The sequence below is a fragment of the Nocardia nepalensis genome (assembly GCF_048910785.1).
In the GTDB taxonomy this organism is placed as follows: domain Bacteria; phylum Actinomycetota; class Actinomycetes; order Mycobacteriales; family Mycobacteriaceae; genus Nocardia; species Nocardia nepalensis.
The window spans coordinates 519,777-534,274 of record NZ_JBKBET010000037.1; the positions used below are offsets into that span (position 1 = coordinate 519,777).

At 66.4% G+C, this 14,498-nt stretch carries 12 protein-coding genes; 2 read left to right on the plus strand and 10 right to left on the minus strand.

Features of this window, described 5'->3' with window-relative positions:
* Window positions 1–54: 54 nt before the first annotated feature.
* Window positions 55–462, plus strand: coding sequence for a VOC family protein (locus ACHQ4I_RS33880; protein WP_420776078.1), 408 nt, complete (start codon window positions 55–57; stop codon window positions 460–462).
* A 34-nt stretch (window positions 463–496) separates the two neighbouring features.
* Here the strand turns inward: ACHQ4I_RS33880 and ACHQ4I_RS33885 are convergent, their stop codons facing one another.
* Both ACHQ4I_RS33885 and ACHQ4I_RS33890 read right to left on the minus strand, forming a co-directional pair.
* Window positions 497–1,327, minus strand: coding sequence for an HAD family hydrolase (locus tag ACHQ4I_RS33885; protein ID WP_420775962.1), 831 nt, complete (start codon window positions 1,325–1,327; stop codon window positions 497–499).
* Window positions 1,328–1,790: 463 nt separating this feature from the next.
* Window positions 1,791–3,926 carry an Hsp70 family protein gene (locus tag ACHQ4I_RS33890; RefSeq protein WP_420775963.1) on the minus strand — a complete coding sequence of 712 codons (2,136 nt, stop codon included), beginning with the start codon at window positions 3,924–3,926 and terminating at the stop codon, window positions 1,791–1,793.
* Window positions 3,927–4,494: 568 nt separating this feature from the next.
* On the opposite strand from ACHQ4I_RS33890, the gene ACHQ4I_RS33895 reads away from it, so the two are divergent.
* Window positions 4,495–5,256 (plus strand): SDR family NAD(P)-dependent oxidoreductase, encoded by a 762-nt coding sequence (locus tag ACHQ4I_RS33895; RefSeq protein WP_420775964.1) that lies wholly within the window; start codon window positions 4,495–4,497, stop codon window positions 5,254–5,256.
* A gap of 163 nt (window positions 5,257–5,419) precedes the next feature.
* Here the strand turns inward: ACHQ4I_RS33895 and ACHQ4I_RS33900 are convergent, their stop codons facing one another.
* From ACHQ4I_RS33900 to ACHQ4I_RS33935, 8 genes are all read right to left on the minus strand, one after another.
* A complete protein-coding gene (locus ACHQ4I_RS33900) occupies window positions 5,420–7,003 on the minus strand; it encodes an FAD-dependent oxidoreductase (RefSeq protein WP_420775965.1) in 1,584 nt (527 codons plus the stop codon).
* A 1-nt stretch (window position 7,004) separates the two neighbouring features.
* Window positions 7,005–8,009 (minus strand): AurF N-oxygenase family protein, encoded by a 1,005-nt coding sequence (locus ACHQ4I_RS33905; protein ID WP_420776079.1) that lies wholly within the window; start codon window positions 8,007–8,009, stop codon window positions 7,005–7,007.
* Between the two features lie 125 nt (window positions 8,010–8,134).
* Entirely contained in the window at window positions 8,135–9,295 is a 1,161-nt protein-coding gene (locus tag ACHQ4I_RS33910; RefSeq protein WP_420775966.1) for an Hsp70 family protein, read from the minus strand.
* Between the two features lie 203 nt (window positions 9,296–9,498).
* Entirely contained in the window at window positions 9,499–10,215 is a 717-nt protein-coding gene (locus ACHQ4I_RS33915) for a hypothetical protein (protein ID WP_420775967.1), read from the minus strand.
* 389 nt (window positions 10,216–10,604) lie between these two features.
* Window positions 10,605–11,600 (minus strand): sulfate/molybdate ABC transporter ATP-binding protein, encoded by a 996-nt coding sequence (locus ACHQ4I_RS33920; protein ID WP_420775968.1) that lies wholly within the window; start codon window positions 11,598–11,600, stop codon window positions 10,605–10,607.
* On the minus strand, window positions 11,597–12,403 hold the full coding sequence (gene cysW, locus ACHQ4I_RS33925) for a sulfate ABC transporter permease subunit CysW (protein ID WP_420775969.1): 807 nt from the start codon (window positions 12,401–12,403) through the stop codon (window positions 11,597–11,599). The genes ACHQ4I_RS33920 and cysW overlap by 4 nt, the downstream gene beginning before the upstream one ends.
* Window positions 12,400–13,200 (minus strand): sulfate ABC transporter permease subunit CysT, encoded by an 801-nt coding sequence (cysT, locus tag ACHQ4I_RS33930; protein WP_420776080.1) that lies wholly within the window; start codon window positions 13,198–13,200, stop codon window positions 12,400–12,402. Before cysT ends, cysW begins: the two co-directional genes overlap by 4 nt.
* Before the next feature lie 141 nt (window positions 13,201–13,341).
* The gene (locus ACHQ4I_RS33935; RefSeq protein WP_420775970.1) at window positions 13,342–14,400 is read right to left on the minus strand and encodes a sulfate ABC transporter substrate-binding protein; all 1,059 of its coding nucleotides are present in this window, start codon (window positions 14,398–14,400) and stop codon (window positions 13,342–13,344) included.
* Between the last annotated feature and the right edge of the window lie 98 nt (window positions 14,401–14,498).

Consider the following 14,498-nt stretch of genomic DNA (forward strand, 5'->3'; position numbering starts at 1 on the left):
TTGATCGGAATGATTGATCCCACAAGCAAGAACACCCGATCCGAGGAGACCAAGATGTTGCGAGGAATGGCCACCGTTTCGTTCTATGCCGACGACCTCGAGGCCGCGAAGAACTGGTACACCGAGGTCCTCGGCTTCGAGCCCTACTACGCCGTGCCCGGCGGATACTACGAATTCCGCATCGGCGACTATCAGCACGAACTCGGGATCATCAATCGCAAGTTCGCTCCGGCGGGCGCGCAGAATCAGGCCGGCGGGGCCATCCTGCACTGGCACGTCGACGATCTGCAGGCGAGTTTCGACCGACTGCTGGCACTGGGAGCCAAGGAGTACGACCCGGTCACGCCGCGCGGCGGTGGGGATTTCATCACCGCGTCGGTGGTGGATCCGTTCGGAAACGTCCTAGGGATCATGCAGAACCCGCACTACCTCGAGATCTTGGCGAAGACCGGGTCCGCATAACGCCGCCCAGGCGGTGCGGGTTCGCGGGGCCGGATCAGGCCCCGAACCAGCGTTCCAGGATTTTGGCGACGCCGTCGTCGGCCACATCGTCGGCGACTTCGTCCGCCCAGTCCCGGACCTCGTGCGGTGCATTCGCCATCGCCACGGAATGCCCTGCCCAGTGCAGCATTTCGCGATCGTTGTAGCCATCGCCGATGGCTAGGGTCGCGGCGCGGGGGACGCAGAGCGCGGTGCGCAGCCGCTCCAGCGCCCAGCCCTTGGAGACACCGCGGCGCGAAACGGTAAGCCACGGGCCGAATTCGCCGTGTACCCAGCTCGCACCGGGCACGCGCAGCTGGGTGAGCAGGCGCAGCATCTCTTCCAACGAACCCTCGGGCCACCAGCCGTTCAGCCGCGGGGTCGGCTCGCTGCTCAACGCACCGTCATCGACGAGAACGTATTCACCGATGGAGAATTCGCCCGGACTGACCCCGGTGGCCCAGGTGCCGACGCCCACCTTCTCCACCGCGAAAATCATCTCCGGGAACAGCGCGCGCAAGGCGGCAACGGCGGGCCCCGGATCGAATGTCTGCACGGCCACCGGCTCCCCCTTCGCCACATCGATGTGCACCGCACCGTTGGAGCACAACGCATGTCCGTCGACCAAGCCGAGCTCCTCCAGCACCGGCCGCGTCGTCATCAAAGTCCGCCCGGTCGTGACGACCACATGCGCCCCCGCGCCCACGGCAGCCCGCACGGCATCGACCACCCGTTCACTGATCGCCGACCCCGGCTGCAGCAACGTCCCGTCGATATCCAACGCAATGAGCTGAGGTCCCCCGTTCACCACCAACCCATTGTGCATCGCTATGGCACTCTGCGTCATACGAATTCGACCGGTCCGAACGTGCGCCCAACAGCCGCGTTCAGCAACAGCCGCAAGGCGGCACACCGCCACAGACGACTCCATGCCGCGCCGCAAAGGAGTACGGATCCCCCGACATGGTTGCGGATCTACAAGGTGCGGTTCGCTGCGGACGGCTCGCGGTCCTGAGCGCAGCCAACGCCTGCCGACCTCGCGCCGGAGGGGATGGCCGCAGTCATCATTTGTGGGTGCCACCGCCGGAGTGGCCCGATCCACCAGACCGACAGAGCCGCCAGACGCGAAGCTACCGCAGGAGGAGGCGCCCCCGGAGCTGGAGCTGCCGCCGAATGTCGGACCGCTGAGGAAGTTCCGCCGAACGAAGCACCCGCGAGGTGCCACCGGAGGACGTTGCGCCAGCGGTGGTGCCGCTACGTCGACCGCTCGAGCCATGAGCTTCGGTCGGTTGCCGATGCGGCCGCAGCGATCATCTGTGGGTGCCACCGCCGGAGTGGCCCGATCCACCGGAACCGCCCGAACCGCCGGGCGCGGAACCACCCGGGTGGCTACCGCCCAACGAGCTGGTGCTGCCACCCGAATTCGAACCGCCGGAGGAGATTCCGCCGGACGAGGCGCCTCCGGTGGAACCGCCGGACCTACCACCACTGGTCGAGCCAGCCGATGCACCACCACTGGTCGAACCACCCGACGTGCCACCACCGGTCGAACCACCCGACGTGCCACCACCGGTCGAACCACCCGACGTGCCACCACCGGTCGAACCACCCGACGTGCCACCACCGGTCGAACCACCCGAGGTGCCGCCGTTGGTCGAGCCGCCCGCCGTGCTCCCACTGGTCGAGCCGCCCGATGCACCACTGTCGGCCCCGGAGGTGCCAGTCGTCGAGCCGCCGGTGGATCCCCCTGACGTCGATCCACCCGCGCCGCCCGAAGACGCGCCGCCCCGGGCACTTCCGCCCGCCGTATCACCCGTCGCAGTACCTCCGGACGAACTGCCCTCCGAGGTATGTCCGCCCGAAGTCCCGGGCCCGGAGGGGATTTCGCCCGATGGGGTGCCGGGCGTGGTTGCGCTGGGGATCGGAGTGTCGGCGCCGGTCGTGCCTGTGGTTCCGGTGCCGGGAGTCGCCGTACCCGCACCCGAGGTGGGCGGCGATGCCGGGGCGGTGGGAGCCGAATTGGGCAGTGTGGGAAGGGAACCCGGGACGCTGACGCGCGGAATGGGCACGGGAGCTGCGGACTGATTGGGCACCGCAGGGATGGGCTGCGGGATTTGGAAGAAGGGTAACGGGTTCAGGAACTGCGCCGGGTTGGCGTAGGTGGAACCGCCGGATTGCGCTGACTCTCGCGGATTCTGGTGGCTCCCCAAGTGTGCCTCGGCCACCGACGGGCCGATCGTTGTAGCGTGGTCGGCGGGAGCGATCCCGTAGGCGGGCCGACCGGAGTAGCCGAAGCCAGCGGCCGAGCTCGCCCTCGCCACCGCCCTGGACACGACGGCACCGGCATCGACCAGCGCCTCGACGTGGGGCTCCAACAGCAGATTGCCCATCGGGTGTCCGCCCCCCGGGGAGGCTTCCAGCAACGACGGCATCTCCGGAATGGTGGGTCCGCCGAATACCGTAACCGCCGATACGGCCACCGCGGATGCCACCGCGGCACTGGAGAATACGGCGACCTTCGGGGCTCGATGCCGGCCGCCCGTCGACAGCGGGGCGAAGCTGCGGGCGGCGTAACCGGCCGCGCCGACGGCGACCGTCTGTCCCGGATCGGTCGACATCACCACCGGACGCCCGAGTTCGGCGAGGGTGCGCGCGACCTCGACGGGCCGGGTGGCGCCGCCGACGAGCAGGATGCGATCGACATCGGCCAGGGTGCGTCCCGTCGATTCCACACACTCGTGGACCACGTCGAAGGAATCCCGGATGTGCTGGGTGCGCAGACTCGCGACATCCACGATCGAGGTCATCTGCAGCATCGACCCGTTATCGCCGGGCGCCGCGACGCGCGCGTATCGCGCGATCATCGAACCGAGCGGACGCCCGCCGAAGTCGTAGGAACGCACGGACTTTCCGACGATCGGATGGTCGTCCCAGTCCGGTCCGACCCGGACCATCGAGACGTCGAGGCTGGCCCCGCCGAGGTCGTAGACCAGCACGAAGCCCGGCTCCAGCGGCCCGCGCTCCTGCTCGAGCCATTCCGCGGCCGCGACGGGTTCGGGTACCAGCAGCACATCGGCGGCCCCGGCCAGATTCAATGCCTGTCGCAGCAGTGACAGCTGCTTGTCGGAATAGCTTGCGGGATAGGTCGCTACGGCTCCCGCGGTCGGCGGGCTCGATTCGACCAGGCTGTTCACCACCGCGGCGACCAGATTCGCGGGCGACCAGAGCCGACCGCCCACGATCACCGATTCCGGGTCACGCCCCAGATCGGCGAAATCCGTTACCGCCATGCTGAATTCGAGGATCCCACCGATCCGGATGCCGCCCGCGCTGTCGAAGGTCACGGCGGTGCGGCGCGTGCGCACCGACGACCACGGTCGCTCGCCGGTCACCATGGCGGATACCGAGTTCACTGAACCGATGCTGAAGCCTAGACCTGTAGTCATTCGCTATCCCGTCAACGCACCGAGACCACGTCCATCACATAGGAGATCCATGTGGCCGCGGTCGCTTCCCAAACAGCTCCCACAGGTTAGCTGCTATCGGATCGATTGGGATGTCGAATTGATATGAAACGTTCGGCTTCCGTTGATGCTGACGCAAACTCCCAGCTAGATCGCTCGAAAATTCATGATCCAGACCCCTCTACGATCGGCGTTTCGCAATCGGGGGACCCGATTCCACTGCGGCAAGCCGGATTCCGCTACCACACAGTAACTCGAACTTCGGCACCGGCCAGCCGGACAAAACGGGCCGGAACCCGAACCGCGCAGAACCGACAACGCACACCGACTGGTCGGTAACCAAAACGTTGCCAGCGCTAGGGATTTCATAGTACGGCCGTCCCATCCGCTAGAACATGACGCGTCAAACGCAATGTCTTTTTTTCGCCAGCGCTATCACTTCCCGACAGCTTGACTGGATTCAGCGATGAGCAAGCACTCGGGCGAACCGAGACCACGCACCAGCGCATCGAGCATGAAATCGCAAGGACGAGAAGGGAACACGAAGAGGATGTCTACACGTTTCGCGGAGAAGGTCGTGCTGATCACCGGAGCGAGCTCGGGTGTCGGCAAGGCGGTGGCGCTGCGCGCCGCGGCCGAGGGCGCGGCGGTGGTGCTCGGCGCTCGTGGTAAAGACGCGGGCGAACAGATCGCGGCCGATATCCGCGCGGCGCGTGGCCGGGCGGTCTTCGTGCCGACCGATGTCACCGTCGAAGACGACGTGGCCCGGCTGACGCAGTCGGCGCTGACCGAATACGGACGGCTGGACGCGGCATTCAACAACGCGGGCGCCGTCAATGCCTTCGGCCCGGTCTCGCAGATCGACGAGGCGGGTTGGCGCGCCGATCTCGAGCTCAACCTGACCAGCGTTTTCTACGGTCTGCGCCACCAGGTTCCGGCCATCGTCGCCTCCGGTGGCGGCGCGATTCTCAATAACGCCTCGAACCTCGGCGTCGTCGGCATGGGTTCGGTGGCGCCGTATGTCGCGGCCAAGCACGGTGTCGTCGGACTGACCCGCGCGGTCGCGCTGGAGGCCGCCGAACAGGGCGTACGGGTGAACGCGCTGGTCTCCGGCGCGGTCGACACTCCGGCATTCCGCAATTCGATGGGTGCGACACCCGAAGGTGAGGCGGCCATCGCCGCACTGCATCCGCTGGGCCGAATCAGCAAGCCGGAGGAGATCGCATCCTTCTGTGCCTACCTGCTGAGCGATGAAGCCAGCTTCATCACCGGCGCGGCACTCGCGATCGACGGCGGCTTCACCGCCAAGTAACCCCCAACCGGCACCTCGGCCCGGCATACGCCCTCATCGCGTTGCCGACAGCCGAGGTGCCGACCATCCCTTTCGGACCCTACCTCGCATCCGACATGTCGGCGGGGGACGGAATCCGTTACACATCACCAATGCGACATCGGCGCGAATGCGCCGCGACCGATCAGGCGCGGGCGAGCAGGCGGCGCACCCGAGGCGTCCGCACAACGGCTCCACCGGCAACCACTGCGGGCCGACGGCGGTGCACCAAGTGATCGAAGTCCGTCGCGCCGCCGACCGGTTCACGCAACCGACCGGCATTGAAATCATCGGCCAGCTGCCGAACCGTCTCCTGCGCACAGGATTTATTGGTGCCGATGAACCCGGTCGGGCCGCGCTTGATCCAGCCGGTGACGTAAGTGCCCGGCAGCACCGCGCCGCCGGACTGCTCCAAGACGCGACCGTTCAGATTCGGGATAACGGCGGCCTGTTCGTCGAATGGCAACCCTGGCAACGCAACGCCGCGATAGCCGACCGAGGTGAGCACCAGCCCGGCATCCAGCCGCTCGGTCTCCCCCGTCGCCACGGCACGGACGCGACCGTCCGGATCGGTGACGAGCTCATTGCGGCTCACCTCGATGCCGGTCACCTCATCGGTACCCAGAATCTCGGTCGGTGCGGCCAGATAACGGAAGACGATCCGCTTACGCGCACCGAACGGCCGCTCGGACACGCTGTGTAGCAGCCGCAGCTTCTGCTCGACCTGGTACGGCAGCCCGTCCGTCAACTCCGGCACCTCGCCCTCGATGGCGATATCGACATCCGCCCCGAGCAGACCGACGAATTCCGGAACGGTAAAAGCGGATTCGGCCGGACCACGGCGGCCCAGGATGACCACTTCCTCGATCTTGCTCTCCCGCAAGGCCCTCAGCGCATGGGGTGCGATATCGGTGCCCGCCAACGCTTCCGGATCACTGGCCAGGATGCGCGCGACATCGAGGGCCACATTGCCGTTGCCGACAATGACGGCCCGGCGCTGCGACAGGTCGAAGGTGCGTCCCGCGTGATCGGGATGCCCGTTGTACCAGGCGACGAAGTCGGTGGCGGATACATTGCCCGCCAACCCCTCTCCGGGAATGTCGAGCTTGCGATCCGAGGACGCGCCGACCGCGTAGATCACCGCGTGGAAGTGCGCGAGCAGCTCCGCGTGCGAAATGTGCTTGCCCAGTTCGACATTCAGGTACGAACCGAAACCGGGCTGCGCCGAGATGATGTCGAAGAGCCTATTGACCTGCCTGGTCTTGGCATGGTCCGGTGCGACGCCGAAGCGGGCCAGCCCATGGGGCACCGGAAGTCGGTCGAAGACTGTCACAGTGACGTCGGGCTGAGTCAGCAGTTCATCGGCCGCGTACATGGCCGACGGCCCCGATCCGACGATCGCCACCCGCAGCGGCTGATGCTCGGTGTGCACCTCGGCCGCTGGCACCGGCTTCGCGAGCAGCGGCCGCGGCCGCGCCTGCCGATAGAAGTCGGCGTTGATCTCGATGAACGGCTTCTGCTCAGCGGTCAGCCGCTTCGACGAGGTGATGGCGTCGACCGGGCACGCGGTGGCGCAAGCGCCGCAGTCCACGCACGCCTGCGGGTCCACGTACAGCATCTCCGCCGTCAGGAAATCCGGTTCGTCGGGCGTGGGATGGATGCAGTTGACCGGGCAGGCGTAGACGCAGGACGCGTCGCTGCAACAGGACTGCGTAACGACGTAGGGCACGTCAGCCGACCTTGGCCGAGCGCAACGGCTCGGAGCGGTAGCGGGTGGTGTGGCCATCGATCTTCAGCAGCTTCCACACCGCCTTGCCGATCGGGTTCATCAGGCCGATGTCATTGGCCAGCGTGCGCACGTCGCCGAAGAAGTCGCTGAACTCCTGCTTGGCCTGCTTCGAACCGTAGAACAGCTCCTTGCGCACCTCGTCCGGGATATCGAACTCGCGGAAGAACGACCGGGGCGGGGTGTAGATGGAGCGACCGAGGATCCACATGACGATGGGCATGGCGATCGAGAGCACCAGCTTGTTGAACGCGTTCTTATCCGGGACGTGCTGCTTCAGGAATTCGTGCGCGAACGAGATGTGGCGCGCCTCCTCGGCGACATGGATGGCCATCACGCCACGCATGATCGGATGCACTTCCTCACCCGAGCGCAGAATCGCCTTCTGAATGTGGTCGATCGGCTCCTCACCCGCGAGCACGGCCATGAAGAACAGATTCGGGAACAGCGCGGCCACCGGCGCGCCGATGTACTTGAACTTGCGCACCAGCGGGCCCATACCGGGGACATCGATCCCGATCCGGTTGACCATCTCCTGGAACATCAGGGTGTGGTTGTGCTCCTCGATCATCTCGTGGGAGCAGTAGCGGAATTCGGGCGAGCCGTTGGGCAGGCCGAAGCTGTGCGTCACCATGCCGCTGATCAGGATGGATTCGAACTGCAGACCGACCTTGGCGACATTGGCCTGGCGGTACTTGCCGATGGCGATCTTGCGGTCCTGCGGCAGCGCCTGGTACCAGGGATGACGACCGAGCGCATCGCCGGAGACCGGGAGGATCCAGCGCTCTTCACCGGCATCGGCGGCAAAGTCGGGGTTGTCCCAGTCGATGTCCTCGAAAGGGTCGAAGTGCTTGTTGACCGAACCCTCGGAGAGCAGCAGCAGCTTCGCGGCGTACTCCTGCGCCTTCTCCAGGTCGGGATCGACTGTGGGCGTCACGGCTGCGGACATCGTCGTCACTTGCCTCTCCTCGTAGGGATTTACTGTATCCCATAGTTACACCTACGAAGAGTAACGTCAACCTGGCGCGTGATCGGCATTCCTGGTGGCGGTGCGGTGTGCCCCCGGGGCCACCGTTACCCCAGCCCGAGCTGCGACAATCCCGCGACCACCGAGTCGGCGGGCAGCGCCAGCGCAAGCGCCACCCCACCGGCCGACATGCCCGTCGCGATCGCCACCCGGGTCAAGCGGCGCCTGGTGCGCCGTGAAAGTAGGCGGGCGCGCGTCGTCGCCCTGCGGTGCGCGCCTTGATGTCTGCGCCGGTGGTGCTGTCCGGCCGCCTCCTCATCCGCGGCGGCGGCGCGGCGCGCCATGATGGCCGCGCCGTCGGCGATCGTGCGCTCCGGATCCGGGGCCGTGATCACCGGGCGCGCCAGTTCACTCGCGAGCACCTGGGATACCTCGACCGGGCGGGCCGCGCCGCCGACCACCAGGACACAGTCCACATCGGCCATGGTCACATCGGCCATCCGCAGGCAGCGGTACACCAGCTTCAGCGAGGATCGAATATGGATGGTGCGCAACTCGTCGGCGGTGATACCGGTGACCGCACCGGATACGGAGGCCGGAACAGTCCCGTTCCCGCCCCGCGCCGCGACCAGCGTGCCGAAGGCACGTCCGCCGAACTCCGGCGAACGGACGGGCACGCCGACGATCGGATTGCGCGGACAGCCGGCGCCGACTCGCACCAGGGTGATGTCCAGGTTGGCACCACCCAGGTCATAGACCAGGGCTAGGCCCGGCATGAGCGGCCCGCGTTGGACCTCGAGCCAGGTCGCCGCCGCGACGGGTTCGGCGACCAGTGCGACATGTCGCAGGCCGATCGCGTCCAACGCCGCACGCAACTCCCCCACCTGCCCCTCGGAGTAGCCCGCGGGATGTGTCAGCGTGACTCCGGCATCGACCGCCCGGCGATCGCGACGCGCCTCGGTGATCAGACAGTCCGCGACGACCGCGATCAGATCGGCCGCGGTCAGCGCCCGGTGCCCGACCCTGGCCTGCTTGGTCTTATTGCGCTGGCCGAGATCGGCGAATTCGGTGATCGCACGCCCGTGCCGCGGAATCATGCCGACCCTGGCCATGCCGCTGCTGTCGAAGGTGAGGGTGGTGCGACGGGTGATGGCGGGCGAGCGTTCGGCGGCGGAGCGGCGACCCGGCGGAGCCTTGGCCGAATCCTCCTCCGCCAGGGCGGAAACCGTGTTCACCGTGCCGATGCTCAAACCAAGACCAACCGCCATCGCAATCCTCTGATCGCCGAGCCGATTTGCTTCGAACCTGATCAGGCAACCACCCCGCGACCTGCCTGCCAACCACCGGACATACAGTTGTCCGCATGCCGCCGGTGCGCCGTCCCACTTGCACGAGTTCCAATTCCCCGCACCGGAATTCGCGAGCGGATCCGGTGCGGGAAATCAGAACCCTTACCACCATTGGCGACTGATCAGCAACATCCCAGGACAGCCTGAGCACTCGCCACGGGCGCCGGACTCCGCACCGGCCCCTGCGGCCCGAGCAGCCGCAGCACCATCTGCGCTGCCTGTTCCTGCCACCGCGCGTATGCCGTCGGAAAGCCCGAACGCTGCACGGCCTGTGCCGCCTGCCACAGCGGTATCGCCTGGTAGTCCGGCGCATGGACCAGCAATGCGTCCAGGAATCGGTCGGTCGCGTAGCGCGGATCGGTGATCTGCTCCGGCGCACCCCAACCGGCGGAGGGACGCTGCTGGAACACCCCGAGCGAGTCGTGGTCGACCATCTCGGTCAGATTGCGCAACATCGATTCCTGCAGTGCGGTGGCCACCGCGACCACCGCCGCATAGGCGGGCATGTCGCGGTGCCGGACCGCCTCGACAATCGTCAACGCGTTATCCCACTGCTCCGGATTCGGCGTGAAATGCCGTTGATCGCCCTCGATTCCGTGTGGCAGTAACTGCGCGAGGGTGTGGCCGGTAGACGAGTTCGGGATCGGCTTCCCCACCGATTCCGGGCTCCGGGTGGCCACTTCGGGCGAATCCAAGGGGATCTCGGTGATTACCGGACCATCCGGTGCGCGCACTGTGGGCGTTCCCGGTGGTGGTGCGGGCGTTGCCGGCCCGGACTGGATTATCACCGCGGCGCCGGCAGCGGCCAGCGCGAGAAATAACTGTCTTCGAATGGACATGGCGATCGATCAACTCCCCGCCGCCTGCACACGACCTTCGTCGCGGGCCTGACCCACACCGAGCAGGTCGAGCAGGCTGCGATCGGGCGGCCGGATCCGTTTATCCGGGCCGCGTTCGACGACCAATGCGAATGCTCACTTCGGATTACGTTCCGATAACTCATCGGAACCCACTAGCGCATGTTTCGCATTCAGCACAATATGAGAAGTCGAAACCAGATTTCGGTTTCGACACGCCATGAATGGGTGAATAATTTCTACTTCGACGCGCCGCCCGCTTTATCCGAATTGAGGGTGATCGTGAGAACAGCGCCGCCACCAGGGTGATTGGTCGCCGTCACGGTCACCGGCTCGATGCCACCAACCTCGCCGAGTAGTCCACCCAGGACTTATCCCGCAGGCAGTTCCGGAATCCGGGTGGCGCGGGCGTAGACGGTTTCCCCGTCGTTGAGCTGCAGTGCCTCGGCGTCGCCTCGGGTCACCTGGGCGGCGAAGAGATCGCCGGTCGCGGCATTGCGCAGTTCGACGCGCACCTCGAAACCCAGGTGCACAACGCGTTCCACCGTTGCGCGGGTGACGCCGGCCGATTCCGCCGTGCCCTCGTCCTTGGCCAGCGCCATGCTCGAGTCGCGGCCGACGCGAATATCGTGCGGGCGCACCAGATGTCCGTTGAGCCGGGCAACATCGCCGAGGAAGGACATGACGAATTCGTTGGCCGGACGGTCGTAGACGTCCTCGGGGCTGCCGACCTGTTCGATGCGGCCCTTGTTCATCACCGCGATCCGGTCGGCGACGTCGAGCGCCTCCTCCTGATCGTGGGTGACCAGCACGGTGGTCACGTGGACCTCCTCGTGCAGGCGGCGCAGCCAGGTGCGCAGATCGGCACGCACCTTGGCGTCGAGGGCGCCGAAGGGTTCGTCGAGCAAGAGCACCTGCGGGTCGACGGCGAGCGCGCGGGCCAGGGCCATGCGCTGACGCTGGCCGCCCGAGAGCTGGGCCGGGTAGCGGTGCTGGAAGCCGTCGAGGCCGACGATGCCGAGCAGTTCGTCGACGCGCTTGGCGATCTCGCCCTTGGGCCGCTTGCGGATCTTGAGTCCGAAGGCCACGTTGTCACGCACGGTCATGTGCTTGAACGCGGCGTAGTGCTGGAAGACGAAGCCGATATCACGCTTCTGCGGCGGCACGTGCGTGACATCGTTGCCCGCGATGGCGACGATGCCGGAATCCAGCGACTCCAGGCCGGCGATCGAGCGCAGCAGGGTCGACTTGCCCGAACCCGACGGGCCGAGCAGCGCGGTCAGCTCCCCGGACGGGATCTCGATGCTGACATCGTTGAGAGCGGCGAAGGAACCGTAGTTCTTCTTCGCATTGGTCACGGTGATCACTTGGTGCCCCGCTTACGTTCGAGGAGGGTCATCAACAGCAGGACTACGAGGGCAAGGCCCATCAGCAGGGTCGCGGCGGAGTAGGCGCCGAAGGTGTTGTGGTCGTTGATGTATCGACCGTGCACGAGCAGGGTCAGCGTCTGCGATTTACCCGGCAGCGCGGAGGACACCATGATCACCGCGCCGAATTCGCCGAGCGCACGCGCGACGGTCAGCACGATGCCATAGGTCAGGCCCCAGCGGATGGCGGGCAGCGTGATTCGCCAGAACGTCTGCCAGCTGGAGGCGCCGAGGGTGGCCGCGGCCTGCTCCTGGTCGTCGCCGATCTCGTGCAGCACCGGCTCGACCTCGCGAACCACGAACGGCAGCGTGACGAAGATGGTGGCGATCACCATGCCGGGCAGGTTGAAGATCACCTTGAAGCCCAGATCCTCCAGCCCGCCGAACCAGCCGTCCGCACCCCACAGCAGGATCAGCGCGACACCGACCACGACCGGCGAGACGGCGAAGGGCAGATCCACGATGCCCTGCACCAGGGTGCGGCCGGGGAACTTGCCGCGCACCAGGGCGATCGCGGTGACGATGCCGAAGATGACGTTCACCGGGACCACGATCGCCACGATGAGGATCGACAGCTGGAATGCCGAGATCGCCGCCGGTGTGGAGATCGAGTCGATGAACGCGCCGATGCCCTTTTCGAAGGTGCGCCACAGAATGATGATCAGCGGCAGCACCAGCAGCACGAACAGGTAGCCCAGCGCCACCGTGCGCAGCGAAATACGAGTCGGCCAAGACAGATTCATCGCGCCTCCTGCTCCTTGCGCGCCGTGCGCTCGGCCCACAGCCGCAGCACCAGCAGGGTCGCGAATGAAATGGCCAGCAGCGCGACCGAGACCGCGGCCGCGTTCACCGGCCGGTCGATCTCGATCTGCTTCTGGATGTACTGCGAGGCCATCTCGGTCTTGCGCGGGATGGCACCGCCGATCAGCACCACCGAACCGTATTCGCCGATGGCGCGGGCGAAGGCCAGACCGCCACCGCTGATGACGGCGGGCGCGAGCGTCGGTAGGACGATGCGGCGGAATGTGGTCCAGTTGTCCGCGCCGAGGGAGAGCGCGGCCTGCTCGACCTCGCGGTCGGCCTCGATCAGCACCGGCTGCACCGAGCGGACCACGAACGGCAGCGTGACGAATGCCAGTGCGACGACCAGACCGGGCTGGGTGGCATTGAGATGGATATCGATCGGACTCTGCGGTCCGTACAGCGACAGCAGCACGATGCTGGCGACGATGGTCGGCAGCGCGAACGGCAGATCGATGAGTGCGTTGACAATGCTCTTGCCCGGGAACTCGTCACGCACGAGGACCCAGGCGATCAACGTGCCCATCACCACGTTGATGATCGCCACCACCACCGAGACGACGACCGTGATGCGCAGCGAGTCGATCGCGGCCGGCGCGGTGACGGCATCCCAGAACCCCGACCAGCCGTCGTCGAAAGAGGTGACGGTGAGCGCGGCCAGCGGTAGCAGCACGATGATGCTGAGCCACAGCACCGCGGTGGCGATGCCGAGCGGACCCACCGAACCGGTCACCCGCAGCCACGACCAAGATCGGCTCGTAGTTCTGGGGGCGGATTCACCCGCGTCTTCGAAGCCGCCGAGATCGGGCGCATGCCCGATCTCGGCGCTGCTGCTTTCTGTCACGATCGTCCAGTATCCCGTGTGTTTCGGATCACCGAGCTACTTGGTGGCCTTGTCGTAGATGACCGCGACGGATCCGGTGTTCGGGGTGAACAGCTCCTTGTCGACGGTCTTCCAGCCACCCAGATCGGCAATCGTCCACAGCTTCTGCGGAGTCGGGAAGTCCTTGGCGTAGTCGGCGGCCACCTTCGGGTCGACCGGACGGAAACCGGCCGAGGCCCAGGCCTTCTGACCTTCCGGGGTGAACAGGAAGTCACGGAAGGCGGTGGCCTTGTCCAGATGCTTGCTGTTCTTCAGGACCGCGACCGGGTTCTCGATCTTGAAGGTGGTCGGCGGCACGATGTGCTCGATCGGATCGCCGTTGCGCTCGGAGAAGATCGCCTCGTTCTCGTAGCTCAGCAGCACGTCACCGGTGCCCTGCAGGAAGGTTTCGGTGGCTTCGCGGCCCGACTTCGGCTGCACCTGCACATGCTCCTTGGAGATGAGCTGGCTCAGGTAGTCCAGACCCGCCTGCGGGTTCTTGCCGCCGTCGCTCTTGGCCGCGTACGGGGCGAGCAGGTTCCATTTCGCCGAACCCGAGCTGAACGGGTTCGGGGTGACCACCTGGACGCCCGGCTTGAGCAGGTCGTCCCAGTCCTTGATGCCCTTCGGGTTGCCCTTGCGCACAACGATCGCGACGACCGAGCCGAACGGAATTCCCTTGGTGGCGTCGGCATTCCAGCTCGGATCGACCAGACCGGCGTCGACGAGGCGGGTGATGTCGGGCTCGACGGAGAAGTTGACGATATCGGCCTCGGCGCCGTCCTTGACCTTGCGGGACTGATCGCCCGATGCGCCGTAGGAGCCGTTGATCTGGACGTTCTTGCCCTTATCGGTCTTGTTGAACTCGGGAACGACCTTGTCGAAACCGGGCTTCGGGACGGCGTAGGCGTAGAGGTTGAGGGTGCCGCCGCTGCCGTCCGCGCCACCACCGCCCACGGTGTCGCTCGCTCCGCCACCGCACGCGGTGAGCACAACGGCGGCGACAGCGGTCAGCGCTGCGACGACCGGGCGACGGTGCGATCGGGACGATCCAAGAAGCAAGGACCTGGGTGACATCGGTGGAACCTTTCGTATGTGCTCCGCCGCGACGTGGACTAGGGGTCGCGAACGGTCGAACTGCCGCGGCGCGACTACCGACCGAGGGGTCGCTGGGG

What these genes read in the sequence shown, in the direction of transcription:
- ACHQ4I_RS33880 (WP_420776078.1), top strand. Translation starts at nt 55, where the DNA reads ATGTTGCGAGGAATGGCCACCGTTTCGTTCTATGCCGACGACCTCGAG.
- ACHQ4I_RS33885 (WP_420775962.1), bottom strand. Translation starts at nt 1,327, where the DNA reads ATGACGCAGAGTGCCATAGCGATGCACAATGGGTTGGTGGTGAACGGG.
- ACHQ4I_RS33890 (WP_420775963.1), bottom strand. Translation starts at nt 3,926, where the DNA reads ATGACTACAGGTCTAGGCTTCAGCATCGGTTCAGTGAACTCGGTATCC.
- ACHQ4I_RS33895 (WP_420775964.1), top strand. Translation starts at nt 4,495, where the DNA reads ATGTCTACACGTTTCGCGGAGAAGGTCGTGCTGATCACCGGAGCGAGC.
- ACHQ4I_RS33905 (WP_420776079.1), bottom strand. Translation starts at nt 8,009, where the DNA reads ATGTCCGCAGCCGTGACGCCCACAGTCGATCCCGACCTGGAGAAGGCG.
- ACHQ4I_RS33910 (WP_420775966.1), bottom strand. Translation starts at nt 9,295, where the DNA reads ATGGCGGTTGGTCTTGGTTTGAGCATCGGCACGGTGAACACGGTTTCC.
- ACHQ4I_RS33915 (WP_420775967.1), bottom strand. Translation starts at nt 10,215, where the DNA reads ATGTCCATTCGAAGACAGTTATTTCTCGCGCTGGCCGCTGCCGGCGCC.
- cysW (WP_420775969.1), bottom strand. Translation starts at nt 12,403, where the DNA reads ATGAATCTGTCTTGGCCGACTCGTATTTCGCTGCGCACGGTGGCGCTG.
- ACHQ4I_RS33935 (WP_420775970.1), bottom strand. Translation starts at nt 14,400, where the DNA reads ATGTCACCCAGGTCCTTGCTTCTTGGATCGTCCCGATCGCACCGTCGC.